We start from the raw sequence: 26214 nt of genomic DNA, 5'->3' as shown, positions 1-26214 counted from the left end.
TGTCTGAATCAACGAGTTTATCAGGGTCACAACAGCTATTTTGCTGGCTATATCCTACAGCCAGATATGCCAGTCAACGACGACGACGAACTGCGATCGATTCTGGAGCAAGAACGCGTTGCTGTCGTCGGCTGTTCGACGACGCCAGGGAAAGACGCACACGATATCCCGTCGTATCTGGACAGACAGGGCTACGAGATCATCCCGGTCAACCCGTACGCCGACGAAGTACTGGGTACGGACGCCTACGATTCACTGGCGGACGTTCCGGGCGATATCGACATCGTCGACGTATTCCGACCCAGCGAGGAGGTAAGCGACATCGTCGACGAGATTCTCGAACGAGGCGGGGTCAACACCCTCTGGCTGCAACTGGGAATCCACGACGACGAGGCCGTCGAGCGAGCCGAATCTGCTGGCCTGCGTGTCGTCCAGGATCGCTGTATGAAACCCGAACACATGCGCCTGATGTGATCAGAACTCCTCGACGTGGGGGCGGAGATCGAGTTCGAGCGTCCACGCGGATCTGTTCTGTTCGACGAGATGCCAGTAGGAGTCTGCGATATCGTCGGGATCGAGAAACGTCTCTTCCTCGCGGTCCGGGTTCGACTCCAGGACCTGCGGTGTCCCGATCTGGCCATCGATGACGACGTGGGCGACGTGGATCCCCGCTGGCCCCAGTTCGCGGGCCATCGATTCGGCCATCCCGCGGACGGCGAACTTGGCACCGCTGAAGCCGACGGCACCCCCGCGCCCACGGACTGCCGAGGTTGCACCGGTGAAGATGATCGTCCCGCCGTCGCCGTCGCGCATGTCGGCGATCGCCTGCTGTGAGCACAGCAGGGCACCGTAGGCGGAGACGCGCCAGGCCTGCTCGAACTCCTCGGGTGCGATCGCTTCGACGCCTTTCCAGGCCCCGCCGCTGGCGTGGTTGACCAGCACGTCGACCGGCCCGAACTCCTCGCGGACGGTCTCGAAGGCCGCTTCGACGCGTTGCTCGTCGGTGATATCGGTCGGGACGGCGATGGCATTCGCGCCGAGGTCGGCCGCGAGCTCTTCGAGATAGGTCGCCGAGCGGGCAAACAGCGCGACCTGACAGCCCTCCGCGACGAATTTGCGAGCGAGTGACTCACCGAGTCCCGGGCCAACACCAGCGATGACTGCTGTCCGTGTCATAGCTCGTCCTTTGTGTGGAACCCACATAATCCTCGGTACCAGCGGGGAGAACTGTGCGCCGGGTCGGATCGGCGGGCTACACGTCGACGAGTGACGTTTCGGAGCGGTAGACGATCTCCACCGGGAGCCCTTTCGGATCGGTCGGTGGCTCGGGTGGCAGCGACCGAAGGGATCCCCAGCCAGGCTGTGCAGTGTACGCGAGCACCACCGCATCGAGCACGTCGTCGACGGTCACCTCCGTCCCGCCAGTCGATTCCGCGACAGCCTGGACGACTGGCGGCGCGTCGGCGTCGTGACCCGCGAGCGTCCGCATCCGCTCGGCGTACCCGCCTGCCGTCTTCTTGGAGTGCTGGAGTGGCTCCCCGGCGAAGGCGCGGAAACAGACCTCGGGGTGGGATTCGCGGAAAGTGGCCCGCGCCTCGGGGACGTTGCGGAGGAGATCGTCGACGGCGGCGATCTGATCGCTGATCGCGAAGGCCTGCTTCGAGAGGCTGGCGTCCGACTTGCGCTCGTTGACCCGCTTGGCGGCGGGATACCGGCGCTTCCGCGTCGCCTCGCGAACAGGCGGTGTGAAAATCGACTGTCGCCGGGGGCCGAGCACAGATCGGGCGAGTTCGTCACAGCGGCGGCCACTCGTCCCGCTCTCGACGAGCCCGATCGGCATATCGACGAGGATGAGTGCTGCTGTCTCCTCGTAGGAGCTCCAGAGTTCGCCGATTTCGTCGAACACACGGCTGTGATCGTAGCCGTCGGTGTCGAACGCGACCGCGAGCCAGGCGTCCCGACCTCTGTCGACACCGACGAACATGTTTTCCATGACCAATCGTTGGGTTTCTGTAGTGAAAAATTCCCATCCCGTCTGTCGATCCAGCGACGAATCAGGGAGCGGGCCGACTGTAGAGTAATCTTCATTTGGTCGGCAGCCGATCCTCCTGATATGAGTGAGAAAACCATCTTCGAGCAGATTGTCGCCGGCGAAATACCGAGTTACACGATCTACGAGGACGAACAGACCTACGCCTTCCTGGATGCGAACCCCCTCGCACCGGGACACACGCTCGTGATCCCGAAAGAGCCCTACGAGCGACTCAACGACATGCCGCCAGAGTTGATCGGTACGGTGTTCAGCGTGGCAGGCGAGGTCGCCTCGGCCGTCGAGGCGGCCGTCGACGCACCGGCGACGACCCTCGCCATCAACAACGGCGAGGAAGCCGGACAGGAAGTGCCCCACGTCCACCTGCACGTCATCCCGCAGTTCGAAGACGACGACTCGCGGCCGATCCACACCCTGTTCAGGGGAGCCGACCTCTCCGACGAGGAGATGGAAGAGATCGCTGCAAGGATCCGGAACAATCAGTAGACCGGCGGAGCTGCTGCATCAGCAGCCGTCACAGATCACGTACTTTTTTATAAGGAGACGCAGCAGAGACGGATATGTCGACACAGATCGCAGCGCTCGTCGGCGCGACTGGCGGGGCGGGCACCACCCGGCTGACCGTCGAGACGGCCGGTGTTCTCGCGAGCGCCGGTCGCGACGTCGCTATCTTCGATGCAGCCGTCCAGACACAGGGACTCGCGTCGTACGCCGAAACCGAGATCCAGGCAGATATCACGGCGCTGCTGACGGGGGCGGCGACCCTCGACAGCGCGCTCGTCGAACAGCCGACAGAGCTCCCGGGGACACTCTCAATCTGTGCGGCGTCGGCGCCGTTCGAGCGACTCGCACGCGCGAAGACGGCCGGCGGCGCGAAGCAACTCGAACAGCAGCTCGCGGCAGCCGCACTCTCCCACGACGTCGTCCTGATCGACACGCCACCGATCGGGGGCAACCAGGCAGTCGCCGCGGTCAACGCCGCGGATCAGGTCGCAGTCGTCACCCCCGACAGCGTCCGTGGTCGGGATGGGCTGGCACTCGCCCGTGAACGGCTCGCGGACATCGGCGTATCGGAGCCGACGGTGATCGCGAACCGATCCGATGGCACACTCGATGCCGACGTACACATTCCAGAAGTCGAGACGACGGATCCACGAGAGTGTCCCTCCGCAGTGCCCGCAGACGAGCAGTTCACGCCGGCAGTTATCGAGCTGATCGAAGCGGTACTCGGCGTCACACCGGAGATAGAGATCCCAGACAGCGGTCGGTTTGCTGGCCTGCTGGATTCCTGATACTGCCGGCTGTAAGAAACTGAAGAATTGTGCCACCCCCGGGGTGGCGCATATCTTTACGAATGTACAGCCGGCAGTATGAAAACTCTCGCGAAATTTATTTTTCCTCTTCTTTCAGTTCGTCAAGTTCGGCTTCGACGTCCGAATCGGGAACCGCTTCGACATCGTCGAGCTGGGCGTCTTCAGTCTCGATATCCTCGGTCGCAACATCGGCGTCCGCATCGGTACTCGTCTCACCTTTCCCCATCTCGGCTTTGAGCGTATCCAGTTCCCGGTCGACTGCGCCCTCGGTTGCGAGGTCTTCCAGTTCGCGGTCGAGCGAACTCTTGTCGGAGAGGCTGTCTTCGAGCGCGCCGCTTTCCCGGAGTTCGTCGAGCGCCGCAGAGCGGGCCTCCATCTCCTCGGTGCGTTCCTCCGCGCGCTCGATCTGGCGGGAGACATCTTCCATCTCGTCGCCGGCACCCGTCACGGCCTCGCTGACACGCGTCTGTGCCTCTGCAGCCTTGTACCGCGCTTTCATCGTCTCCTTTTTCGTCCGGAACTGCTCGATCTGTTGCTGGAGTTCGTCTTTCTGGTCGATGAGATTGTCCTGTTTCTGTTCGAGATCCGCGATCTGGGTCTCCATCGAATCGATCTGGTTCATCTTCTGTTTTTTCTTTTCCAGCGCACGCCGTGCGAGGTCGTCACGATCCTGTTCGACCGCCTGTCTGGCCTGTTCGTTGTGGCGCTCGACGTTTTCCTCCAGTCGGCGTTTCTGAATCTCCAGGCGCTTTTTCTGGGTGGTGAGATCGGCGATTCCCTTTTTGACGTTCTGGAGCCTGTCCCGCATCTGCTCGTAGGAGTAGTCAAGCTGTTCGTTTGGGTCCTCGGCCCTGTTGAGCAGCGAGTTGAGCTTCGATCTGATAATGTACGACGTACGCGAGAGTATTCCCATAAAAACTACCACGCACCGGCGAAACTTAAAATTCTTACATCTGTTTAGCAACCAGCATGAACCAGCCACGACGATTGGCGGGAGCGCGAGATGTGCGTGTGAGCCTCGACGGGGGCGAAAGCGACCGCGTCGTCGTCGCCTGTCCACCACACCCCCAGCTGGGGGGCGATCGACACGACAGTCGGCTGCGCGCTGTCAGTGACGCACTCAGTGCAGCCGGGATCGACTGCCTCCGATTCGATTACGGGGCCTGGGACGAGGGAATCGGCGAGCGCACCGACGCGCTGACCGCGCTGGCGTGGGCCGAGGAGAACTACGAGCAGGTCGGGCTCTTCGGCTACAGCTTCGGCGGCGGGGTTGCGCTGTCTGCTGCCGCGTCCGAGGACGGCCCCACGCCAGCGGCAGTCTCCACACTGGCACCCGCATCGAAGATCGAGGAACTCGACGTGGTGGCCGCGCTCGACTCGATTCCGGTGCCAGTCCAGATCGTCTACGGCGAACGGGACGACACCGCGACGTGGCAGCCGATCGTCGAACGCGCACGGGAACTCGGGTACGAGGTCGAATCACTCCCGGCCAGACCACTTTTTCGTCTCACAGCGAGAGCGGGTCGCCGAAACTGTGGTCTCGTTTCTCCGGACACAGATTCGATAGCCAGGCGGACACTCCTAAATGGTCGACGCGTGTTACAGGAGGTATGCGCGCAGTCAGACTCTCCGAACACGGTGGGACAGAGGTACTGGGGGTAACAGACGTCGACCGGCCCGAACCCGGTGGACACGAGATTCTCGTCGAAGTCGCGGCTGCGGGCGTCAACCCCGTCGATACGTACTTCCGGGACGGCTCGTACACACCAGCAGGACTGCCGTTCACGCCGGGGGTAGATATCGCTGGCACCGTCGCCGCGGTCGGCGAGTTCGTCGAACGGTTCGAAGCGGGTGACCGCGTCTTCGGCACTGGCATCGGCAACGGTACGTTCCAGGGATCCTACGCCGAGTACGCGACGGTTCCCGAAGACCGGATCGTCGAACTCCCGGACGGCGTCGATCTGACAGAGGCAGGTGGTGCAGGTGTCGTCGCCGGCACGGCCTGGCGAGCGCTGATCGACCACGCCAACCTCGATCCGGCGGAGTACTGTCTGATCCACGGCGGATCGGGTGGCGTCGGCCACGCGGCAGTCCAGATCGCAGACGCGGTCAGCGCACGCGTGCTCACGACCGGCTCCGCCGACTACCACGACACGCTCTCGGAGCTGGGAGCCGAGACGGTGCTCGATTACTCCCGGGACGATCTCGCGGATGCTGTTCTCGATGCATCCGACGGCGGTGTCGACGTAATCCTGGATCACCGCCTCGACGACTACCTGCAGTTCGACGCCGAGGTGGCTGCAGAGAGTGCGCGGGTCGTCGGCATCGGCGAAAACGACCCCGATCCGGGCTTTACCAACAGCCCCGGGGCGCGCGCGAAAGACGTGTGCTACCAGTTCATGAGTATGTTCAATACGCCGGATCTCCGGGTACCACTTCGGGGGATTGCCCATCTGATGGAGCAAGGAGAACTCTCGATCGAGGTTGCACGCAGCTACGATCTCGACGAGGCCGGCGAGGCACAGCGCGCGGTGATGGAGGATAGCTTCATGGGCAAACTCGTCATCGAGCCCTGACAGCTGTTTCTGGCCGCCGCCCGAGCACCATCCCGAGCGCGAGCAGGGAAGCCCCGGAGACAACCGCCGCCGCGCCGAAGACGCCACGGACGCCGAAGGCGGGAACCAGCGGGCCGAAAAGCACCGGCGAGAGGAACTGGCCCGTGTAGCCAGCGGAGGCGAGATAGGAGCTAAACTGCCCCTGTCGATCGACGGGTGCGAGCGCCTCGATCCAGGCAAAGGAGGAGGGGAAGACGAGTCCGAGACCGAGACCGAAGGCGACGACCGACGGGATCGCCGTCAGTGCCGACGTTGCGACGGTCGCACCTGCGAAGGCGACGATCCACAGTCCGAGGGCGACGGCGACGAGGGCATGTTTGCTGATCCGTGCGACGAGGCGGTCGTACAGCGCAGCCGAGATCCCACCCGCGCCGCCGTTGGCGGCGAGATAGAGGCTGATCAGAAACGAGGAGGTGATCCCCAGCCCGTCGAGAAGCTGGGGGTAGAAGACGACGATGCTGTACAGGAGTGCGTTTGCGCCGAAATACAGCAGATAGATCGACAGCAGCGCTGGACGGCGGCGGAAGACGGCGACGACACCGGAGAGTCCCGACTCCCCATCTGTTTCATTCTCGCTGTGCTGGCCGCGTCCTGTTTCGGGGACGGTCAGTACGGCGAGGACGCCCAGCGGGAGCGCAACCAGATAGACGGCGAAGGGTGCCTGCCAGGAGAGTGTTCCCAGCGCACCACCGACCAGCGGCCAGGTGACCGCGCCGAGGCTGTTCGCACTGGAGCGCAGTCCGAGCGCACGATCCATCTGCTGACCCGAGTAGAGATCGTAGATGAGGACGGTTATTCCGGTGTAGACGAAGGCGACACCCACGCCGAGGACCGCCCGCGATGCGAGTAGCGGACCGAAGGAGTCGATCACGACACCTGCACCGCCACCGACCGCATACAGCGTGAGTCCGAGGATGAAGGGTCGCCGCGGCCCGACACGGTCGATTATCGCACCTGCGACGGGGCTGACGACGACGATGAGCAGCCCGTGGGTGGTGATGATGAGCCCGGCGAGCGATTCGGAGACACCGAGACTCGACTGGATCGCCGGGACGATCGGACCGAGGATCGCGCCGGCCATCACCGTCAGCGTCGCCGAGGCCAGGATGACCCACAGCGTCGCACGCGTCCCCGAGTCAGCCATTGCAGGGTACTCACGGAGGTGCGATCAATACGGTTGTGGTTTCTGTGATTACGTCGGTCGGTGAAGAGAGCAGAGATGTCGTTGTGGTTGGCGGTCAGCATCCGCGCCGGACGCGGTTCACTGTCACCGCAAGCGGTGACAGGGCTCGCGGACCAGGGGTCCGCTCACCACCGTCAGAGCAAGCTCTGACAAGTTCGCACTCGCCCCCTCCGGTCGCTCGCGAGACGCCTCGACGCGAGGCTTTGCCGAGCGTCGAGTTTTTTGGTCCAGATTTTTGCCGCGCGGGGTTCCCCCGGAACCCCCGCGGGAAAAAGGTGGTTCGTAACGGTTTTGAGGATCCCAAGCAGACGGTCAGTATGCCGGAAACAGACACAGGCTACGATCCGAGTCTGGGACGGAAGTTCATTTTCGTCACTGGCGGTGTGATGTCCGGACTGGGCAAAGGCATTACTGCCGCGTCCACCGGACGCCTGCTCGCCAACGCCGGGTTCGATGTCACTGCGGTCAAGATCGACCCGTATCTCAACGTCGACGCAGGGACGATGAACCCCTTCCAGCACGGAGAAGTGTACGTCCTCAAAGACGGGGGCGAAGTAGATCTCGATCTGGGCAACTACGAGCGCTTCCTCGATATCGACATGACCTTCGACCACAACGTCACCACCGGGAAGGTCTACCAGCACGTCATCGAGAAAGAACGCGCCGGGGACTACCTCGGCAAGACGGTCCAGATCATCCCGCACATCACCGACGACATCAAACGCCGGGTCCGCGAGGCCGCCGCCGGCAGCGACGTCTGCATCGTCGAAGTCGGCGGCACCGTCGGCGACATCGAGGGGATGCCCTACCTCGAAGCGCTCCGACAGTTCGCCCACGAGCAAGACGACGAGGATATTCTCTTTACACACGTCACGCTCGTCCCCTACTCGAAAAACGGCGAACAGAAGACCAAACCGACCCAGCACAGCGTGAAGGAACTGCGCTCGATCGGACTCCAGCCGGACATTCTCGTCGGCCGCTGTTCGGATCCACTCGATGCGGAGACCCGCGAAAAGATCGCACTGTTCTGTGACGTCCCCCGGGATGCCGTCTTCTCGAATCCCGACGTCGACGATATCTACCACGTCCCGCTGATGATCGAGGACGAGGGGCTCGACGAGTACGTCATGGAGCGACTCGATCTCGCAGACGAGGCGCTGCCAAAGGGCGAACGGAATAGGGAGTGGCGCGACCTCGTGACCCGCGACAAGGAAGGCACCGTCAAGATCGGGCTCGTCGGCAAGTACGGGCTCGAAGACGCCTACATCTCGATCCACGAGGCGCTCAAACACGCCGGACTCGAAAAACGTGTCAACGTCGAACGCAAGTGGATCCACTCGGAGAACCTCGCCGACGGAGCAGACGGCGCACTCGACGACATGGATGGGATCGTCGTCCCCGGCGGCTTTGGCTCCCGTGGGACCGAAGGGAAGATCGAAGCGATCAGATACGCCAGAGAGAACGACGTTCCGTTCCTCGGGCTCTGTCTCGGATTCCAGATGGCCGTCGTCGAGTACGCCCGGAACGTACTCGGCCTCGAAGGGGCTCACTCCGCCGAACTCGACGAGGAGACGCCCTACCCAGTGATCGATCTGCTACCGGAGCAGAAAGATCTCGACGACATGGGTGGGACGATGCGCCTGGGCACGCACGTCACGGAGATCGAACCCGGAACGGTCGCACACGAACTCTACGAGGAGACGACCTGTACCGAGCGACACCGCCACCGCTACGAGGTCAACCCCGACTACATCGACGATCTGGAGGCGGCCGGACTGATCTTTTCCGGTATTTCCGGCCGACGGATGGAGATTCTGGAACTGCCGGATCACCCGTACTTCTTCGGGACGCAGTTCCATCCGGAGTTTCGCTCCCGGCCGACCCGGGCGAGTCCACCCTTCGTCGGGTTTCTGGATGGTGTGCTCTCGGGCACAGGAGGTGAGCACTGATGGTCGACGTCGACGAATTCATCGAGGAGAAAATCGACGAGATCGTAAGCGAAGTCGGCGACGCAAACGCTGTGATCGCCCTCTCGGGGGGTGTCGACTCCTCGACGGCGGCGGCGCTGGCTTACGACGCCATCGGCGATCAGCTCACACCCGTCTACGTGGATACGGGGCTGATGCGGAAAGGCGAGACCGACCAGATCCGCGAGACGTTCAGCTACATGGACTCGTTGCAGATCATCGACGCGAAGGATCGCTTCCTCGATTCCCTCGAAGGCGTCACAGATCCGGAGGAGAAACGACACGCGATCGGTGAGCAGTTCATCCGCGAGTTCGAGACGGTCGCCCGCGAGGTCGACGCCGACTTCCTCGTGCAGGGGACGATCTACCCGGACAGGATCGAAAGCGAGGGGACGATCAAATCCCATCACAACGTCGGTGGCCTGCCAGAGCGGATCGACTTCGACGGCATCGTCGAACCGATGCGGGATCTGTACAAAGACGAGGTCCGCGAGGTCGCACGCGAACTCGATCTCGACGAGATCGTCGCCGAGCGGATGCCGTTCCCGGGGCCGGGGCTGGCTGTCCGGATTCTCGGTGAGGTCACCGAGGAGAAACTGGAAGTCGCACGCGAGGCCAACCACGTCGTCGAGGAGGAACTCGAAGAGCACGATCCGTGGCAGGCACTGGCCGCCGTGATCGGCAAGGCGACGGGCGTGAAAGGCGACAACCGCGTCCACGGCTGGGTCGTCGCCGTGCGCTCGGTCGAATCGCGCGACGGGATGACAGCCCGCGCCCAGGAGATCGACTGGGAGACACTCCAGCGCATCCAGTCGCGGATCACCGGCGAAAACGAGAACGTCTCGCGTGTCCTCTACGACGTGACACACAAGCCGCCGGCAACGATCGAGTACGAGTAAGATGAACATCGAAAGAACTCACGGAGACAACAGATGAGCACGGTAATCGTCGCTGGTGAAGATCCCCACGGACTCGGTGATGCGATCGAAACAGAGGGCTACGAGGTCGTCCGCGTCGATATCGCGAACCGGCCAGCACTCGAAGAGGCAGGCATCCTCGACGTGGAGACGTACGTCCTCACGGAGATGCAACAGGCGACCTCCATCTCGGTCGCGAAAGATCTCAACTCGGATCTGAAGGTTCTCATCTACTCCGACGGCTCGCTTCCGGATTACGCCAGCCGGCAGACCGATCTTTCGCTGGACCCGGAGCTGTTCGATCCGGCCGACGTTGCGGCTGAACTGGATAGCTGAGTTTGTGTAGTGGTTGGAGGCGTTTGTTTTGAAGAATCGGATAAGAGAGTGTTCCAAACCGTTCAAAACAGCAAGAAAGCCCCGAGGCTGTCGAGTCGGGGGACTTGCTGCGCTCCAGTGGGTGCTTGCTGCGTCCGCCTTCGTCGACAGGCTCGCCCCTTTCAGTCCCGCCCAGCCTGTAAAGCCACATCGGGCGGGACTGAAAGGGGCCGGTTGCTCGCAGAGCGAGACGAAGTAAGCACGCGACCGTAGGGAGCGCGCACAGCGAGTCGCAGCCTGCGAGCAACCGGGGGCTTTCTTGCTGTTCGGATCAGTAATCGGGTGGTCACTTCGAACTAAACCACAAAAACAGACGACTCGAAGACCTTCTACTCAGTAACAACACTCACAGCAACACCCTCACCGAGCGGGAGCAGTGCCGTTTCGAGGTCGTCACGGTCACGCACGTACCGCAGATACTCGGCAATTCCTCGGCTCGCGTCGGTCGCGTCTGGAACCGCCTGCCCGTCAGTCAGCGCAATTACGTCGTCCCGGTCGATGATTCCCGCGGTGATGGCGTTGTCCGCGAGCACCACACTCCCAGGTCGGAGCCTCCCCTCGACAGCCTGAAGCGCCTCCACGTAGCGCTGTTTCTCGTTGTCGATCAGGACGATATCGAACGGACCGTCGTACTCGTCGACGATGTCGATAGCGTCGCCGTGTTCGAATGCGGCGCGGTCGGCGATCCCAGCACGCTCGAAGTACTCCCTGGCCGAGTCGAGTTCGTCGGCGTCGATCTCGGTGAGGACGATCCGTCCGTCGGGATCGATCCCACGCGCGAACCAGTACGCCGAGTAGCCAAAGCCGGAGCCGAACTCGAAGATCCGCTCGGCGTCGGTCAGGCGGGCGACGACGGAGAGCCACGCGCCGACTTCCGGCCCGACGGTCGGGAACCCCTCCCTGTCCGCGCGAGCATCCATCTCCACGATGATCTCGTCTCGCTCGGGGCCGATCAGCCCCGCCAGTTCGACGACCGCCTCGGGAACGACATCTTCGGACATGCGATTTTGTTTGTGTACGAAACGCCTAACTGTGGCGGTAAGCCTCCCAAACCGATTTCTGTACCGGGCAAATATTTTTTCTCATGAAGGCACGTTCTCGTGCTGTATCTCCCGTTATCTCGACAGTGTTACTCGTCGCCGTCGTCGTGATACTCTCGGCAACGATATCGACGTTTACTCTGCTTTTTACAGAAGAGATAGAAGAGCCAGCGCCAGTCGTCAGTCAGTCAAGTGGCGAGTTCGTCGGTGGGACTGATAATGGCGATCAGATCGTCCGAATTACACACCTGGCAGGCGAATCAATTACCGTCTCGGAGATGGAAATCGTCGTCGACGCACCACAGTGTGAACCGGACACGGCACGGATCGTGGATCTACCGCTGGAAACACTGTACAATGGATATACCGACCACGTCGAATACGGTTCGGACCTCGTCGATACGAGTCCGTCAGGATTCCAGAACGAGACCGACTTCGGGGTAATTGACCAGAAAACCGAGAACACATTGGATGCTGGTTCGTACTTCGAGTTCAGGATAAATGCCGGGGAGTGTCGGAACGGGAGCGGGTTCGACGACGGAGAGACGGTAACAGTTAGTATCGTCCACACACCGACGAACGCAGTCGTTATCGAAGAGGTTCTGACCGCTAACTGAAACTTACGAACGAACCTCGGCATAGCAGTTGCCACTCGAAACGTACGTCTCGACGACGGAGAGATCGCTCGCTTCGAGATCAGCCTCGAACTCCGACGGTGCATAGATGTGATAGAACCGGTCGACAGTCTCGCCGCCGGGCAGTGTCCACTCGACTGTCGTGTCGAAGCCCTCGTCGCTATCCTCGAAGCGGTCGTGTGCCGTACTCCACGCGCTGACCAGGGCACAGCCATCTGCCGTGAGCACGCGCGCAATCTCCGAGAGGCTCCGGATGCGGTGCTCGCGGTCGGGCAGATGGTGGAGTGTCGCGACGTAGACGGCTAGATCGACCGTATTCTCCCGAAACGGGAGTGTAGCTGCATCCCCACACAGAAGTTCCGCATCCCAGCCGTCCCGATCCATCCGCTGGCTGGCCTCCAAGAGCAGTTCTCGACTCACGTCGAGCGCAAGCACAGTGTCTGCAATCTCGGCGAGCAGCGCCGAATGCCGACCGTTGCCACAGCCGATATCGAGCCCGACAGCTACGTCGGAGCGGTCCGCCAGAAACGCTTCGACCTCTGGCCATGGGTAGGCTCTGGTCTTCGCGAAGTGGGTCGCGATTTCGTCGTACACCTCGCGCACTCGGGTCGGATCGCGACTATCGGAAAGCGCAGCGGAGTCGTCGCTTTCGTCGGACTCCTCGTCGGTCACTCACCCTCACCGTACGTTTCCGGGTAGGCTTCTTCGAGCAACTCGGGCTGGGCGGTCAGTCGCTCACGGACCGGATCGATCACGTCCGAGATGTAGCCCCCGACAGCGCCCTTGAGGTCTGCCGGATGTAGCTCCTCGGAGACGAAATCGGCTTCGAGTTCCGCGTAGCTCTCGTAGACGAGATCGCCGCCGTACTCCTCCGGCCGGTCGACGACGAAGTTCTCGCCGCGCTCGTCGAGGATCGGGAAGACGAGGTACTCGATGTATTCGAGCACGCCGTTGTCTTCGGTTTCACCCATCGGACAGTAGGCATCGTTGATTTTCTCTTCGACTGCGTCGGGAGAGTCGGTGAGGTTGACCTTCGAGCCAGCATCCGAAGCGCTCATCTTGCCACCCGAGAGTCCGGACAGCAGCGGCGCAAACAGACAGACGGGCTGCTCGCCACCGTGGTCGGGAAGAATCTCACGGGAGAGCATGTAGATCCCGCGCTGGTCGATCCCGCCGTATGCGATGTCGGCATCCAGGGCCTTCACGTCGAGGGACTGCATCAGCGGGTAGATGAGTCCGCCGAGGTTCGGGCTCTCGCTCTCGCGGACGACCTCGCTTGCCGCCCGCTGTGAGCGCGCGAGCGTCGTCGTCGCGGCCATCCGGTACAGTTCGAGGGTGTACTCCTCGTCGAGCTGGAAATCCGTCCCGCGGACGAATTCGAGGTCGGCGGGATCGGCGCCGGCGGCCTCGATCATCCCCTCGATCGCCTCTTCGTAGTACTCCGATCGCGCGTCGAGTAACTCGAATGGACTCTTTTCGTCGTCGAGGTGGGCGTGTAGATCCGCGATGAGGACCGTGACCTCGATGTCAGCCTGCAGGAAGTCTGCGAGTTTGCGCATCGTGGTGAAGTGACCGATGTGCATCTCGCCGGTCGGGGCGTAGCCGATATACGCGGAGGGCGACTCCGTGTCGAGCAGTGACGCAAGCTCTTCGTCGGTAACGACTTCCTGTGTATGGCGGGTAACGAGGTCGACGCGTGTAGCCGTCTCCATACAACCGCATCCTCGCGCGTTCGAATAAATCGTGCGTTTGTGGTCGGCTAGCCGACCGAGATCAGGTCGAAATCGACGTCGATCGGCACATCGTCGTCGCCGAGGGTCGACCGGAGCGGGCGCAACACCTGGACGTCCGCTGTCTCTCCGATACCACTGTTGAGGATCTGAACCGAGACATCTGCGGAGCCGACCTCGAATGTCCGTGGCTCCCAGGTCAGTGTCGTGCTGTGAGAGTCGCCACGGGGGCTGTCATCGATGTCGACCAGATTCCCGTTGGCACGCAAGACAAGGGATTCGCCGTCGAGCCCATCCGGATCGGTCGACGAGACATCCACGTCGACTTCGAGTTCACCGGCGCCGGCCCGCACCGTCTCGTTGGTGTCGACGTCGTCGATCGTGATGATGTTCCCACTGGTTGCCACCAGCCTGATATCTTCAGTGTCGCGCGTATCCTGGCTACTCACGAGGAGATCGTCGACGGCTGTACTGGTACGTTCGTCGCGGAAGGTCGTCTCCCAGGTGAGCGTAATATCCGTCTCTTTACCTGGATCGAGTTCGACACGCTGGCTGTCGACGACCGTCCCGTCGGGTTTTTGTAGTGTGACTGGCTGTTCCTGGCGGTAACTGGCCGTATTCTCGACCGTGACGTCGACGCCCGTATTATTCTGGCCTGGCTGGACGTTGTCGGCGTCCGTGATTGTCACGATGAACTTGCCGTCGACCTGCCACTGGAACTTCGGCAAACCCTCGTTGACGATGTTCCCGTCCTCGTCGACGTCGTAGACTGGTGTCCAGATATCCCAGTCGAGATTCGCCATCGTTCCCTCGGCATCTTGCTCTTCGACGCCGGGGAACTGGTCGTAGAAGGAGTCGGATTTGCCTTCCGGTAGTACCTGCGGTCCCGTCATCTCCGAGGCACCGAGAGAGATGCTGTTGTCGTTGACGTTGTCCTCACCGTCCCCGACAGTAGGACCGTCGGCGTAGACACTGTCGAAGATCGTATCGGGATCGTTATTCTCTCCGATCCGTCCGGCGATCCCACCAGCCCGGAGCGGGGACGTGAACTGTTTTCTGTCCGTCTCGTCGAACACGCGAACATCCCCGTCTAGATCGAGCGTTCCATCGGCCCAGTACATCTGACTGAGATCACTGGGGTTGTTAGATGTCCAGCCAGTGATCCCACCCACCGAAGAGGGACCGGAGACAGTTGCGCGGGAGTACCCGGTGTCGAACTCCGTATCGTACCCCATCCCACCGAGAATGCCACCGATCCCGAGATTCGGACTCCCTGTCGTATCCTGCCACGGATGGTTCTTGCTCGGGTCGCCGTTGACGACGATCGGATGATCGCCGATCACGGTCGCAGTCGAGACCAACTCGTTTGTCAGATCGCCATCGTGTGCGTGCCCGACGATCCCGCCGACCTGCTGGTACTGGGACTCGACGCGTCCATCGACAGAAATCCGCTTGAACTGTCCGCCACCACCGCCCACGAGACCGCCGACGACAGTCATTCCCCGCACGTCGATCTCTTCGAGGACGACATCTCTGATCATCGCACCTTCCTCGACATCCGAGGTGCTGGTTTCGAAGGTCTCTGTGATCGAGAACATGCCGACGAATGGCTCGTCGTAGCGGTCGATTGTGAGTCCTACAATCGAGTTCCCCTGACCATCGAACGTGGAATCATCGTCGAATGCGTTCCCGCTATTGCTGTTCCGTGGCTGTTCTCCGATCGGTTCGAAGCCGTCACCACCGTTCCAGTATTCTGTTCCGTGTGCTGCGATATCGTCGACGAGTTCGTAGTCGGCATCGAGATCCTCGTCGATACACTGGAGCTGGTCGACGTTACTGATCTGGTATGGATCGCCCGAACTGCCGTCTCCGCCCTCGAAGCTCACCGTACTACAGTCGGGCACACTCCCAGTCCGTTCGACGACTCCCACGTCCTTGCCCGAATCGTCCGCCGTCTCGACGGTTGTCCAGTCAGTGATGTCGTCCCCTGACAGCGACCAGTCGAACGTGACTGTTTCCGTACTCTTCCCGGAGACAGTGACGGTCTCGTCGCTCGGGCTAGCGGAGCGAGCCAGATCGCCCGGCTCGACCGCGACGTTTGCGTTGGTCAGTTCTGCGGTGCTCGGATTTCGGATCTCCGCCTCGACTGTGACGGTACCCGCACTGTTGTCGACCGACGTCGAGACGTCCTCGACGAGCGCGGCAGGCTCACGCTCGACGGTGATCGTATCGCTGTCGTCCAGGGTTTCGACAGTGAGATCCTTGCCGGACCCGAAGGAAGCGTCGAGTGGCACGTCCCACGTGAGCTCTACATCCGTCGTATCCGAACTGGGGTTCCGATTCCCGAGTTTGACAGTCTCCGTGTCGACGACGGTACCGCTCGAATCCGTGAGCGTCACCGTCTGTTCTTCCTCCGAGCCGTCGTTCTCGATGGTCGCGGTCACGTTGTAGCGATCACCGGGCGCGGTGGTACCATCGCTGTCGAGGTCCGTGATGTCGAACTCCGGCTGGTCGGTATACTGGAACCCAACAGAGCCACCACTGCCGGTCTGCGGGACGACCCGAGCGTCCAGATCGTCGTTGAGTCCCGTGGTAACCTCGAACGCCAGATCGAGAGTCGTGTCCTCGCCCGGATACAGTGTCACACGCGTGTAATCCGCGAGATCGTACGACCCGTTACCCGTCAGATCCGCACCGAGAGAGATGTACTGCTCGTCGTAGGCGTTGCCGGTGTTTTCGACGTCGAACGCAACTTCGAACCGTTCACCCGTCACATAATCGCCAGAGCTGGGGTCAGTGTCCAGATTGCTGATCTCGAAATTCGGTGACTGATCGGGAATTTGGTCCTCGTTCGCAGTCACAGTACCCTGGTTGCAGTCACCTTCGGCGACGGAGTTGATCGTATCTTCCAGTGTCGTATCGCTCGGATTCTGTCCCCTGTTGACGACGGTACAGACGATCGAACCGTCGCTGAACTCCCACTCGTCAGTGCTCGCGCCACCGCCGCCATTTCCAGGCCCATCAGCCAGTGTGTCCGGTTCGCTTACTTCGGGACCCTGGGGCTTGCCATTCCGACCGATCTCCGTAGAGACGTTGTACCACTCCAGACTGCTCCCCTGATTCGCCAGGTATGCGATCTTCCACATGTCGTCATCAGCCACAGCAACCCCGTACTGATCTTGATGCAACTGCGGAATGCCGGTCCATCCCTCCACCTCGGTTACGTTGAATCCACCGGGCCCCAGATTACCGACAGTCCCCAGGGAATCGTTGTAGTACAGATGCGCAGCCTGGTGGTCGCCGGTGTAGATGACGTTCGACGCGAAGTTAGCACCGGTAGTGTTAGAGCCACTGATCGACGGGAACCCGAACGTGATACTGTCGTCCCGTGGGACAACATTCACGCTATTCTCCGTCATATCTTTTCGGTCAGCGTAGGCCTCCCACGCCTCCGGATACGCCGTCTGGATGGTCAGATTGACAGAGACTGGTGCGTACCCGATCGGATTGTCGGTATCGTTGCCGATCGTTCGCTGTTCGGCAATTATCCGGTTGATCTCGTCGATGCGTTCCTGCGAGGCGTCGATATTACGTTCTGCATACAGCTCGTCACCTTCGGAAAGTGAGTCGAGATCGCTAAGTCCGGTAAACGAAAAGTCGAGACGGCCGCCGTTGTAGTTGAAGTTTGGCTCGGACAGAATCCGGACCGTACTGCCCTCACGTTCGAACACCATCCCACCCTGGTACACCGTTTCCGGTCCGTCATCTTGCTGGTGGGCCACGGTCCCGAGTTCGAACTCGGTCGTATTTGTGAGTTGATCAGCCGCGATATCGTCCACGCTAAGGTTGGGATCTGTCGTGGTGACCTCGACCAGTAGCCGTCCGTTGTCCGAATCCGCGCGAAGATCCTGGCCGACACCGCGTGGCACCGACAGCGTCGTTGCGCTTTCGACTGTACTGCTACTGACCGATCCGAGTCGATCCCCGATCTCGACAATAGTGTCCTGCCCCACTCGTTTTTCTGTGTCGTCGGTCGCATCGTCGAAGACGTTGAACCCGACCATCACCAGTGAAAATGCAATGATAATGACGAACGAAAAAACCAACACTGTACCCAGGATCTCTGAAATCCCGCGACTATCACCACCTTGACCCCTTCCCAGCATTATTGTACTGGAGTAATGTCAGCTACATATATAAGAATGTATGATGTATCTTATTATTTGTAATATTTTTATTTTATACTTGCGTCTTGCGTTTATCTATTTCAACTACTGAGATTAGAAATCCAGTCCTCGTATTCACTGCCAACGAACAGGACACGGCCAAAAAACGGCGTGTCAGGTGGTCGTCCGTTCGAGCAGTGAGAGCTGGATCGTCGAGACACGAACCAGTACAGAGTCGCCACCGCAGGCGTACTCGCCGCCACCGTTGTCGGTCCAGCCGTTCGCTTCGAGGTAGCGGTCCCACTGGCCGGGGTAGGCAGACTGGGAGACGTCGATCGTGATCTCGTCACCGGCGTCGAAATCGGTGTCGACGATCCGATCCTGATCGATCAGTGCTGCCCGGAAGCTAACGAACTGGTTGTCAGCACCGACCGGTGTCTCGTTTGGAATCGAGGTCGGACTGATGGCGATCTCGCTGTCGTACGATCCCGACCGGTCGATCCGGTCCGAGGCAGTCAGGTTGACCAGCGAGACGATCGTGGTATCACCGTCGGGACCGGCCGCACACTGGATCGTCGGATCGTACCGCGGCGTTGCACTCTGTGTCCGGAACAGCCCGCCAGCTTCGTAGGCGATGGTCACCTCACCCGAGGAGAGATCGAACCGGTGTTCGAGTGCGTTGACCTTGAGATTCCCGTTGTCGGGTAACGTACTGGTATCGATATCGCCGCCGAGATCGATCTCGGTCTCGTTGAGCCAGAGGGTCCCGGCGCCGAGTGAGAGATCGAACTGCCGATAGGTGTCGCCGTTGCGGTGGAGTTTATCCAGCGTCGCGGCGGCCGACGCCATCCCCCGCTCGCTGTTCTCGACTTGCTGTTCGTTCGTAAACTCCGACAGCGCATCGAATCCGGTCACGGAGACGACGCCGACACCCGTGATGATGATCGAAAAGATCAGTACGAATCCGACGACATCTGAGACGGCTCGTCCACACCCGTGTCGGTGTCTACTCATCAGTTACAGCCTCCGAGTGTGATCCGCTGTGGATTCTTACACAGGTTTATTTCGATATTGCCGCTGGCGACGGTGCCGCCCTCGATGTTGGTGTCAGTGTCGATCTCGAACGCCGCGGACTGGCCGAGCCGGTTCGATCGGACCTCGACGGTCCCATCGTCGTACAGTTCGATATTGTACACGTAGGTGCCGACGATCCGATCCGGGTAGTTCGGTGTCACTGTCGCAGTGACCTCGGTGCCGGTCCCGTTGAGGCGATCGAACTCGTTAATGTAGGAGACGACGTCACTACCGATCTCGGAGAGTTGATCGTCGCCGACGCGTTCTTCCTGGGACTCCAGTAGGGTTCCCGAGGAGATCAACAGTCCGGAGACGAGAACCGTCGTAATCGCGACCGTCAGCGCGTGTGTGATCGCAATCGAGACTGCCCGGGTATCGTCGTCGAGATTGTGGCTGTTCCGTTTCATCAGACATCCCTCGCGTAGAGTGTAAACGTCGAACTGTAGGCTGCGTTCGGATCCTGGTAGGTGAGATCGAACACCGGGTTGACGATGCCAGTTTCACAGGGGTCGACACAGTCGATCGGGTCGGGTCCACCCTCTTCCCCTGAAACCGCGTAGGTCCCGTTCGTGTCTGTCCCGTATTCGAATTTGACGTTGTACTCGTCGAGATTCCAGTCGCTCTCGTCGACCGCGACGGTACAGTAGGCGTCGTCGCTGGTCACCTCGCCGGCACCGTGGACGAGATCGATCTCGACCGGCGCATCGTCGGCACCGGAACACTGGATATCGCCCGTGAGACCACCGCTATCACTGACCTCGAACTCGATATCGTCGCCAGTGGTACCCAGGGGATCTGAGCTATTGATTCGCACTCGCAGATCGTCGGTCACGTCGTCGAGACGAATCCGGAGCCGTGGCAGTTCCTCGGCATCCGTCACCACGAACTCGTTTCCGCTATCCACGAAGTCCGCCGAACTCTGGTTCGCGTACGCCACAGCACCGTCGATGCTTTCGGACGCGTTGTGCTCGACTGCCACGACTGCGGATTGGTCCGTCGAGATGAGTCGTGTGTACTCCCCGCTGTAGGCATCGACAGCAGCGTCGAACGAACCGGATCGGTCCACGTACGGGAGCCGTGTGCCGTTTTCCAGGCTACTCGCCATGAACAGTCCACGGAGGTCGTGCTCGATCTGTGGGATCGTCCGCTCTGTATTGGTAACACTCTGTGCGTCCGTCTGTGCGCTCAGATCCGGCGAGGAGTGGACGGTGTTCAGCAGGACGACCGCACCGAGGACGGTCGTCGCGACGACGATCGCAGCGACGAGCAGCAACTGCCCGCGGTCGCCGTGGCTCGCGGTCACCATGCAGTCACCCGGATTCTGACGACGGCAAACAGTTCACTGTCCGGATCCTGATCTTCGAGGTAGATATCACCCGACTCGTCTTCGAGGGTGAGCGGCTCACCGTCAGCACCGATCCGTGGCACGCAGCTCGGATTCTCACGGACGATGTCGGAATCGTACAGCGCAACCTCACGTGAGACCGTCGCTGTCGGCTGGTTCGGAAGCGGGGAGCCGGTATCGATACCGACCGTCTGGATCCCACTGCTCGTGTTGTAATCGAGATAGATCTGGTAGTTGAAACTCTCCGCAGTGGTGTTCGCCAGGATATCCCCGAACTCCGTGGTGACCCCCTCCGCCGCGGCGACGTTTGGATGTGGTTCGTCGTCCGAGGCCAGACAGGTGGCGACAGTCCGGAGTGCATCGCTGTCCTGGGCCCCGTCGAGCGTATCGCCCATCTGGGTGCGAATATCCTCGGTTGCGCGCTCGTCGCCCGCCGTCCACGGAGCGATATCGACAGCCTGGAGCCCGAGGAGGAGCGCCGAGACGACGATCACCGCACCGATGATCCCTTCGAGTGCGTAGGCCTGGCCTCGGTTGTGTTGCATCTCGCGCATCTTACCACACCCTCACGACGAGTTGACAGCCGTCCCGGCAGTCGCCGGCCTCGGCCAGCCGTATCTGTCGAACGGTCGTCGCGGCGGGATCGACCCCATACCGTCGGTCGCCGCCCTGTCCAATAACGTCACCCGGCCCGTCCTGGACGGTGATATTCACGTTCCGTATCTCGGGGACCCCAGTCCGGTTTTTGAGCTGGGTGACGTAGGCGTCGTCGAGCGTATTCAGATCGAGCGTTCGCTCGTTGTCGAGCGTACTGTTGGTCTCGATCAGTTCCGCGGAGAGGCTGTCGGCCATCTTCTGCTGGTCTGTCGACACTGGATCGACGAACGGACCGAACAGCTGGGGGAACAACGCGAGGACCGCGATAATTGTCACGAGTAACAGGACAACACCGAGGAGATAATCGTAGGCAGTCTGGCCACGTGTGTTCATAGCTTGTCAGGAGGAGACGATTCAGTTTCGCGCCGAACGGAGGGACCCCAGATCGACCACCCCGTCGACCCGATCGCAAAGAGGAGGGCAGCAGCTTCCTCGCCCTCGCCGGCGCTGGATATCTGCTCGACGACAGTCCAGACGATGAGCGTGATCGTAGCGAGCACAACGGCATATTTCAGACCGGCCATCAGATCGACACTCCGGATGTAGCCCGCGATAAAGGAGGAGACGATCGCCTGAATAGTCACCGCGTGGAAGAAGACCATCGAGAGATAGCCAGTATCGATATCGGCACCGAACTGTCCGGACGCGGCGTCGCTGCCGCTTTCCGAGCCAGCGCTGCCGAGCGCGGCCATCGTATCCAGGAACTGCACTTTCAGCAGCCCCATCACAGCGAGTAGCGTCAGGAAGGTCATGATGATAATCACCATCTGCATCCGGGTCCGTGCCTTCCGCTCGCGGGCGATCTGGTCCTGGTTCTCGGAGGCGACCGCGGCCGTCGAGAGCACGTCCTGGATCTGACTCGACGCCTCCTGCGCCTCACTGATCAGTTTGATCGTCCGCGAGAGGCGTGGGAGATGGTACTTGTTGTTGAACTCCCGTAACGCGTCTTTCAGGCTGGTCCCGTAGTTGACTTTCGCGTGCATCGTCTCGAACTCCGTCGACAGTTTCCCCGAGGAGGTTTCGGAGACGTTCTTGATCGACTCCAGCAGCGTCAGCCCCGTATCGTTCGCACTCGCGAGTTTTCGGAGATTCTCGGAGAGATCACCGACCACTGCCTTCCGGGAGAGGACGTTCCACTCGTGGAAGACAGCGAGCGGGAGCATGTTCACGTAGATCGGGATGTACATCCAGACGAAGGTCCCCCAGACCGGTCGGTCCTGGATGCCTTCGATGTCCGTCGGGACGTTGCCAGCGACGACCAGCCCGATGTAAATGAGTGCTGTCAGCGGCAGCGTGACCAGCAAGACCAGTTTCGGATGGTCCCGGAAGAAACGGTGGGGGGCACGGAGGATACTCATCAGTTCGTGGGTCCCTTCGCGACGCTTGATCTGGTCGAAGACCTGCTTGTCGCCGGTGTACTTCTCGACGAGTCCGGGGTTGAAGACGCCGATCCCCTCCTCGACGGTGAAATCCTCACCGGCGTCCGGGCGGAGATAGCCGTCACCGATCTCGTCCTGTGTGACAGTCGAGACGAGCACGAGGAAGCCGGCCCCGATCAACGGGATCAGCCCGTACACCGTCCCGTTGAGCATGAACCGGTCGAGTCCGTCGCCCATCAACCCCATGATGACGAGAATAATGATCAGTAAGAGTGGGAACAGCGACAGCGTCATGAACATCTCGCCGAACAGTTCGAGGGTATCGAGCTGTTTCTGTTGTTCCTGCTGGGCCGTCCGGAGCTGTTTGTCCTTCTGGTCTTCCAGGAAGCTGGTCATGTCACCCCCGGAGTCGATGATCGAGAGCATATCCGTCAGGAACTGTGCGAGTTCGTCACTGGGGGTTTCGAGTGCCTGATTCTGGACGGCAGTTCGGTAGTCCGTATCGAAATACTCCGTCTCCAGGACGATCGACTGGAACTCCTTGGAGACCTCACCGTAGGTGTCGTCGGCTTTCGCCATCGCACGCAGGATCTCCAGCTGGTTCATCCCACCCACCGACAGGGCGTACATAAAAGATACCGAGTCAGCGAGCAGTGTGTTGATCTCCCGTTCGCGGCCACTGGACCGGAAGTAGGGGACGGCGATCAACGAGCCGAAGCCGATCAAAAATCCGATCGTTCCGAATAACAGACCGGAGATGGTGATAATTGCCGGGACTCGGATGATATCGAGGATCTGGGAGACGTACTCCGGAACGGGGACGAGTCCACCCCAGCCGACGATCTGGAGAAAGAGCCAGCCGACCAACATACCGAGCACCCAGAGCCCCAGCCCCGCGATGAGCCCGACTGCGAGTGCCCGCGAGATGAACAACTCGACGTTGTCGGACATCCGGGCCTGTGCGAGTTTGCGCTCGACGCTTTTGACGAAGCCGCTGTGGTCACTGAACAGTCGCCGGTAGAGGGGGTAAAATCGGCCGCCGAGCGAGTCTTCGCCACGCTCCTGATGTGGCACCTCGTCGCTCTGGGTGTCGAGACTCATTCTTCTTCAGCCTCCGACCCTGCTTTCGGAACGAACTGTCCGAAGTCGATCTCGTCGTCGTCGGACATCTCCGACTGGCCCCTGTCCGTGTCGTTTCGCCCTTCGAGTGCCTCGATCAGATCACCGGTCTCCATGTTCCGGTACCGTTCGAGCAGCGGTTCGGCTTTCGAGAGTATCTCGTTGGTTTCGGTCAGCATCTCCCCGGTCGCCTCCGGACGGGGAACGAGTTCCTCTTTGGCCGGATCGACATCGATCTTGACGGACTCCATCTCACGCAGATCCTCAAGCGAGCGTGCGAGCTTGTCCCGGGAGATGATCGCCAGAATCGTCTCCGGATCGTTGATAAACGCCTGGAGGGTCGCGGCGACCTCGGTGTACGTGTTGAGGCCGTTCTGGATGAGGTATGCCAGAACGGTCTTCCGTTTGAACAGCTCCTCGTTGAGCCGGTCCTCGCTCCAGCCACGGTCGAATTTGATCTCTTCGAGCGTGTTCGACGACCCCATCTGGATGTAGTTGTCCGTCTCGGCACGCCACTCGTAGACGTCCCGGACGTTGATCTCGTCGTTCTCCGGCGAGTACTCGTTGATCTCGGTCAGCACCTTGTTTCGGCGGACCTTCTGGCCGTCGACGCGTGTCTGTGTCTGGATCGAAACGAGATCCAGTGCGGTAAACAGCGTCTTCGAGACGTTGATCGGATCGGTCGTGAACCGCTTGATGACCTCGCCGACCGAGTCGGCGTGGAACGTGGTGTAGGTGGTGTGCCCCGTGGACATGACCTGGAAGGCTGTCCGCCCTTCCTCACCACGGATCTCTCCCATCACGATGTAGTCAGGTCGTTGCCGCAGTGCGGCTTCGAGCAGGTCGAACTCATCGACGTCACCGGTGTCGTCCTCACCGAAGGAGGGACGTGTGACGCTCGCGACCCAGTTACGCTGTGGGAGTTCGACCTCGCGGGTGTCCTCGATTGAGACGATCTTCGCACTGGAGGGGATAAAAAGCGAGACTGCGTTCAGGCTCGTCGTCTTCCCCGATGCAGTACCGCCGGCGAAGATCAACGATTTGTGATTTTCGATACAGAGCCACAGGAAAGCCATCTCGTCGAGGTTGAACGTGTTCCAGTTGATCAGGTCCACCGGCGTGAACGGGACGTCTTTGAACTGACGGATGGTGTAGTTGGTCCCGTGATCGGAGACCTCCGCACCGAGTGTGAGCTGGGCACGCGAACCGTCCGGCAGCGTCGCGTCGACCTGTGGCTGGCGTTTCGAGATGCCCTTGCCGGATCGCTGGGCCAGTTTGACGACGAAATCGTCGAGTTCCTCTTTCCCGTGTTCGATGTTCGTGATGATCTGCTCGTAGTCGGTGTGGTAGGCGAACACACGGCTGTTGTAGCCGTCACAGGAGATATCCTCGACGTTGATGTCGTGTTTGATCGGGTCGATGTTGGCGTAGCCGATGAAATCGCGTTTCAGAACATAGAGAATCTTCTCGACCTGGTACTCGTTTAGAGTATCGGCGTCCTCCGCGATGAGGATCGGCTCCGGACGGACCTTGATCCCGTTGAGTTCGCCGACCGTCGGCGTGAAGTCGACCTCGCTCGCATCACTCTGTTCGGAGCCGCCGTTGCTGAACACGCCCTTGAGGGAGTCGAGAAATCCGCCGCTGGACTCGTCGGTCTCGTCGACAGTCGCCAGATCGGTGCTCTCTGCGTCGACGACAGGCTCGCCACTCTCGAGTGGTTCTGGCTCGTCCGCACCGTTCTCCTCGGGTGCCGCGACGGGTCTGCGTTCTGCTCGCGTTTTGCCCTTGTAGAGATCGTACCGCTGCAACAGTCGTTCTGCTTCCCGTTCGATCACACCCGCGCGGTTCGCTTCGTCGCCCTGTGCGATGACCTCGTCCTCGGAGTATTTGATCGCCGTCTTGAGCTTCTGGGAGAGAAAATCGAGGAGTTCGGCTTCGATCTCGTTGAGATGGGGTTCGATAACGTAGTACTTGATCTCGTTTTCTTTCTGTGACTTGAAAATAATGACGAACGCGTACGGTTTGTTCACCCAGTAGCGGTTCTGTTCGACGAAGTGGCTCTTTTTCTCCAGGGGGACGGCCTTTTCGAGATCGTACCGGTTTGCGACCGTCGTCGTTCCGTCGCGGTTCGAAAAGAATTCGTCCTCGTCGAGGTCCTCGCTGGCCGTGACCGTTCTGTCGTCGACGATGTTCGAGAGTGTCGATGCGGCAGTTCCGGCCTCGCTGAGTCGCGTTTCGGTCTCGGCCGGGTCGAAGCCCAGATACTCCTCGGGCTGAAACGGAACCCGTTCCCCGTTGCTCCGCGGTGGCTCACCGTTGCTGTCGTAGTAGTACTCCTGTTTGAAATGTTCCCAGGTGTACCCCCCCCGAACGACGCCCCGACTCTCCGGGTCGCGGTACTCCTCGACGATCTCGTCGAGCGTTTTCGCGGCACTTGCACCCGCCTGCAGATACCGTTCCGTATCTCTGGGGTTGAACCCGAGATACTGACTTCGATCGAACCGCCCACCGTCGTGTTCGTCCCGGCGAAAATCACTCCAGGAGTACTCCCCGACTGTGACGCTTTCGTCAAAGCGGATGGCCCCCGAACCAGAATCCGTATCGGAGTCCCCTGTGTTTTCAATTGCCATTACAGACTCCTTACCGTCA

23 protein-coding genes and 1 pseudogene are annotated in these 26214 nt (G+C 60.7%); 9 read left to right on the top strand and 15 right to left on the bottom strand.

Going from position 1 to position 26214, the window contains the following annotated elements:
• The first annotated feature begins 66 nt into the window (after positions 1–66).
• Positions 67–474, top strand: a complete 408-nt coding sequence (locus EOW68_RS02765) for a CoA-binding protein (protein ID WP_128223648.1) — start codon at positions 67–69, stop codon at positions 472–474.
• Here EOW68_RS02765 and EOW68_RS02760 read toward each other — a convergent pair whose 3' ends face one another.
• Positions 475–1176: an SDR family NAD(P)-dependent oxidoreductase gene (locus tag EOW68_RS02760; RefSeq protein ID WP_128223647.1), complete on the bottom strand. Its 702-nt coding sequence runs from the start codon at positions 1174–1176 to the stop codon at positions 475–477.
• Positions 1177–1252: 76 nt separating this feature from the next.
• Positions 1253–1993: a DUF429 domain-containing protein gene (locus tag EOW68_RS02755; protein WP_128223646.1), complete on the bottom strand. Its 741-nt coding sequence runs from the start codon at positions 1991–1993 to the stop codon at positions 1253–1255.
• Positions 1994–2113: 120 nt separating this feature from the next.
• Here EOW68_RS02755 and EOW68_RS02750 point away from each other — a divergent pair, with 120 nt between their 5' ends.
• On the top strand, positions 2114–2536 hold the full coding sequence (locus EOW68_RS02750) for an HIT family protein (protein ID WP_128223645.1): 423 nt from the start codon (positions 2114–2116) through the stop codon (positions 2534–2536).
• Positions 2537–2610: 74 nt separating this feature from the next.
• Positions 2611–3342 carry a ParA family protein gene (locus EOW68_RS02745; protein ID WP_128223644.1) on the top strand — a complete coding sequence of 244 codons (732 nt, stop codon included), beginning with the start codon at positions 2611–2613 and terminating at the stop codon, positions 3340–3342.
• Between the two features lie 97 nt (positions 3343–3439).
• On the opposite strand, the gene EOW68_RS02740 is transcribed toward EOW68_RS02745, so the two are convergent.
• On the bottom strand, positions 3440–4276 hold the full coding sequence (locus EOW68_RS02740) for a PspA/IM30 family protein (protein ID WP_128223643.1): 837 nt from the start codon (positions 4274–4276) through the stop codon (positions 3440–3442).
• 56 nt (positions 4277–4332) lie between these two features.
• Between EOW68_RS02740 and EOW68_RS02735 the strand changes: the two are divergent.
• Both EOW68_RS02735 and EOW68_RS02730 read left to right on the top strand, forming a co-directional pair.
• Positions 4333–4930 (top strand): annotated as a pseudogene (locus tag EOW68_RS02735) (alpha/beta hydrolase).
• 43 nt (positions 4931–4973) lie between these two features.
• A complete protein-coding gene (locus EOW68_RS02730) occupies positions 4974–5939 on the top strand; it encodes an NADPH:quinone reductase (protein WP_128223642.1) in 966 nt (321 codons plus the stop codon).
• Here EOW68_RS02730 and EOW68_RS02725 read toward each other — a convergent pair.
• Positions 5926–7122: an MFS transporter gene (locus tag EOW68_RS02725; protein WP_128223641.1), complete on the bottom strand. Its 1197-nt coding sequence runs from the start codon at positions 7120–7122 to the stop codon at positions 5926–5928. The genes EOW68_RS02730 and EOW68_RS02725 overlap by 14 nt on opposite strands.
• Before the next feature lie 356 nt (positions 7123–7478).
• On the opposite strand from EOW68_RS02725, the gene pyrG reads away from it, so the two are divergent.
• From pyrG to EOW68_RS02710, 3 genes are read left to right on the top strand one after another with little or no spacing between them, the layout of a single operon-like run.
• Positions 7479–9110 (top strand): glutamine hydrolyzing CTP synthase, encoded by a 1632-nt coding sequence (gene pyrG, locus EOW68_RS02720; RefSeq protein ID WP_128223640.1) that lies wholly within the window; start codon positions 7479–7481, stop codon positions 9108–9110.
• Positions 9110–10027: a glutamine-hydrolyzing GMP synthase gene (gene guaA, locus EOW68_RS02715; RefSeq protein WP_128223639.1), complete on the top strand. Its 918-nt coding sequence runs from the start codon at positions 9110–9112 to the stop codon at positions 10025–10027. Before pyrG ends, guaA begins: the two co-directional genes overlap by 1 nt.
• 33 nt (positions 10028–10060) lie before the next feature.
• Entirely contained in the window at positions 10061–10381 is a 321-nt protein-coding gene (locus EOW68_RS02710; protein ID WP_128223638.1) for a DUF7126 family protein, read from the top strand.
• 368 nt (positions 10382–10749) lie between these two features.
• Here EOW68_RS02710 and EOW68_RS02705 read toward each other — a convergent pair whose 3' ends face one another.
• On the bottom strand, positions 10750–11421 hold the full coding sequence (locus tag EOW68_RS02705; protein ID WP_128223637.1) for an O-methyltransferase: 672 nt from the start codon (positions 11419–11421) through the stop codon (positions 10750–10752).
• Between the two features lie 83 nt (positions 11422–11504).
• On the opposite strand from EOW68_RS02705, the gene EOW68_RS02700 reads away from it, so the two are divergent.
• Complete coding sequence (locus tag EOW68_RS02700; protein WP_128223636.1) at positions 11505–12077, top strand: archaellin/type IV pilin N-terminal domain-containing protein; 573 nt, start codon at positions 11505–11507, stop codon at positions 12075–12077.
• Between the two features lie 3 nt (positions 12078–12080).
• Here EOW68_RS02700 and EOW68_RS02695 read toward each other — a convergent pair whose 3' ends face one another.
• From EOW68_RS02695 to EOW68_RS18385, 10 genes are all read right to left on the bottom strand, one after another.
• The gene (locus EOW68_RS02695) at positions 12081–12698 is read right to left on the bottom strand and encodes a class I SAM-dependent methyltransferase (protein WP_431358724.1); all 618 of its coding nucleotides are present in this window, start codon (positions 12696–12698) and stop codon (positions 12081–12083) included.
• A 65-nt stretch (positions 12699–12763) separates the two neighbouring features.
• On the bottom strand, positions 12764–13807 hold the full coding sequence (locus EOW68_RS02690; protein ID WP_128223634.1) for a tyrosine--tRNA ligase: 1044 nt from the start codon (positions 13805–13807) through the stop codon (positions 12764–12766).
• A 47-nt stretch (positions 13808–13854) separates the two neighbouring features.
• Complete coding sequence (locus EOW68_RS02685; protein ID WP_128223633.1) at positions 13855–17991, bottom strand: DUF7289 family protein; 4137 nt, start codon at positions 17989–17991, stop codon at positions 13855–13857.
• A 174-nt stretch (positions 17992–18165) separates the two neighbouring features.
• Entirely contained in the window at positions 18166–19005 is an 840-nt protein-coding gene (locus tag EOW68_RS02680; RefSeq protein ID WP_128223632.1) for a DUF7289 family protein, read from the bottom strand.
• Entirely contained in the window at positions 19005–19472 is a 468-nt protein-coding gene (locus tag EOW68_RS02675; RefSeq protein ID WP_128223631.1) for a DUF7266 family protein, read from the bottom strand. The genes EOW68_RS02680 and EOW68_RS02675 overlap by 1 nt, the downstream gene beginning before the upstream one ends.
• Positions 19472–20371, bottom strand: a complete 900-nt coding sequence (locus tag EOW68_RS02670; protein ID WP_128223630.1) for a DUF7261 family protein — start codon at positions 20369–20371, stop codon at positions 19472–19474. The genes EOW68_RS02675 and EOW68_RS02670 overlap by 1 nt, the downstream gene beginning before the upstream one ends.
• Entirely contained in the window at positions 20365–20964 is a 600-nt protein-coding gene (locus EOW68_RS02665) for a DUF7288 family protein (RefSeq protein WP_128223629.1), read from the bottom strand. Before EOW68_RS02665 ends, EOW68_RS02670 begins: the two co-directional genes overlap by 7 nt.
• Before the next feature lies 1 nt (position 20965).
• Positions 20966–21400, bottom strand: a complete 435-nt coding sequence (locus EOW68_RS02660; RefSeq protein WP_128223628.1) for a DUF7287 family protein — start codon at positions 21398–21400, stop codon at positions 20966–20968.
• Positions 21397–23547: a type II secretion system F family protein gene (locus EOW68_RS02655; protein WP_128223627.1), complete on the bottom strand. Its 2151-nt coding sequence runs from the start codon at positions 23545–23547 to the stop codon at positions 21397–21399. The genes EOW68_RS02660 and EOW68_RS02655 overlap by 4 nt, the downstream gene beginning before the upstream one ends.
• Positions 23544–26195: a type II/IV secretion system ATPase subunit gene (locus tag EOW68_RS18385; RefSeq protein WP_431358707.1), complete on the bottom strand. Its 2652-nt coding sequence runs from the start codon at positions 26193–26195 to the stop codon at positions 23544–23546. The genes EOW68_RS02655 and EOW68_RS18385 overlap by 4 nt, the downstream gene beginning before the upstream one ends.
• Positions 26196–26214 lie beyond the last annotated feature (19 nt).

It is taken from the genome of Halovenus amylolytica, assembly GCA_004015825.1.
GTDB classification, from domain to species: domain Archaea; phylum Halobacteriota; class Halobacteria; order Halobacteriales; family Haloarculaceae; genus Halovenus; species Halovenus amylolytica.
Note: the sequence above shows the minus strand (reverse complement) of the source record. Positions and strands in the feature narration are given on the sequence as shown.

Bases quoted from the DNA above. Each gene is read 5' to 3' on its own strand.
- EOW68_RS02685 (WP_128223633.1), bottom strand. From the start codon at position 17,991: ATGCTGGGAAGGGGTCAAGGTGGTGATAGTCGCGGGATTTCAGAGATC.
- guaA (WP_128223639.1), top strand. From the start codon at position 9,110: ATGGTCGACGTCGACGAATTCATCGAGGAGAAAATCGACGAGATCGTA.
- EOW68_RS02730 (WP_128223642.1), top strand. From the start codon at position 4,974: ATGCGCGCAGTCAGACTCTCCGAACACGGTGGGACAGAGGTACTGGGG.
- EOW68_RS02700 (WP_128223636.1), top strand. From the start codon at position 11,505: ATGAAGGCACGTTCTCGTGCTGTATCTCCCGTTATCTCGACAGTGTTA.
- EOW68_RS02725 (WP_128223641.1), bottom strand. From the start codon at position 7,122: ATGGCTGACTCGGGGACGCGTGCGACGCTGTGGGTCATCCTGGCCTCG.
- EOW68_RS02690 (WP_128223634.1), bottom strand. From the start codon at position 13,807: ATGGAGACGGCTACACGCGTCGACCTCGTTACCCGCCATACACAGGAA.
- EOW68_RS02665 (WP_128223629.1), bottom strand. From the start codon at position 20,964: ATGCGCGAGATGCAACACAACCGAGGCCAGGCCTACGCACTCGAAGGG.
- EOW68_RS02710 (WP_128223638.1), top strand. From the start codon at position 10,061: ATGAGCACGGTAATCGTCGCTGGTGAAGATCCCCACGGACTCGGTGAT.
- EOW68_RS02670 (WP_128223630.1), bottom strand. From the start codon at position 20,371: ATGGTGACCGCGAGCCACGGCGACCGCGGGCAGTTGCTGCTCGTCGCT.
- EOW68_RS02740 (WP_128223643.1), bottom strand. From the start codon at position 4,276: ATGGGAATACTCTCGCGTACGTCGTACATTATCAGATCGAAGCTCAAC.
- EOW68_RS02755 (WP_128223646.1), bottom strand. From the start codon at position 1,993: ATGGAAAACATGTTCGTCGGTGTCGACAGAGGTCGGGACGCCTGGCTC.
- EOW68_RS02760 (WP_128223647.1), bottom strand. From the start codon at position 1,176: ATGACACGGACAGCAGTCATCGCTGGTGTTGGCCCGGGACTCGGTGAG.
- EOW68_RS02655 (WP_128223627.1), bottom strand. From the start codon at position 23,547: ATGAGTCTCGACACCCAGAGCGACGAGGTGCCACATCAGGAGCGTGGC.
- pyrG (WP_128223640.1), top strand. From the start codon at position 7,479: ATGCCGGAAACAGACACAGGCTACGATCCGAGTCTGGGACGGAAGTTC.
- EOW68_RS02750 (WP_128223645.1), top strand. From the start codon at position 2,114: ATGAGTGAGAAAACCATCTTCGAGCAGATTGTCGCCGGCGAAATACCG.
- EOW68_RS02680 (WP_128223632.1), bottom strand. From the start codon at position 19,005: ATGAGTAGACACCGACACGGGTGTGGACGAGCCGTCTCAGATGTCGTC.
- EOW68_RS02745 (WP_128223644.1), top strand. From the start codon at position 2,611: ATGTCGACACAGATCGCAGCGCTCGTCGGCGCGACTGGCGGGGCGGGC.
- EOW68_RS18385 (WP_431358707.1), bottom strand. From the start codon at position 26,195: ATGGCAATTGAAAACACAGGGGACTCCGATACGGATTCTGGTTCGGGG.
- EOW68_RS02660 (WP_128223628.1), bottom strand. From the start codon at position 21,400: ATGAACACACGTGGCCAGACTGCCTACGATTATCTCCTCGGTGTTGTC.
- EOW68_RS02705 (WP_128223637.1), bottom strand. From the start codon at position 11,421: ATGTCCGAAGATGTCGTTCCCGAGGCGGTCGTCGAACTGGCGGGGCTG.
- EOW68_RS02765 (WP_128223648.1), top strand. From the start codon at position 67: ATGCCAGTCAACGACGACGACGAACTGCGATCGATTCTGGAGCAAGAA.
- EOW68_RS02675 (WP_128223631.1), bottom strand. From the start codon at position 19,472: ATGAAACGGAACAGCCACAATCTCGACGACGATACCCGGGCAGTCTCG.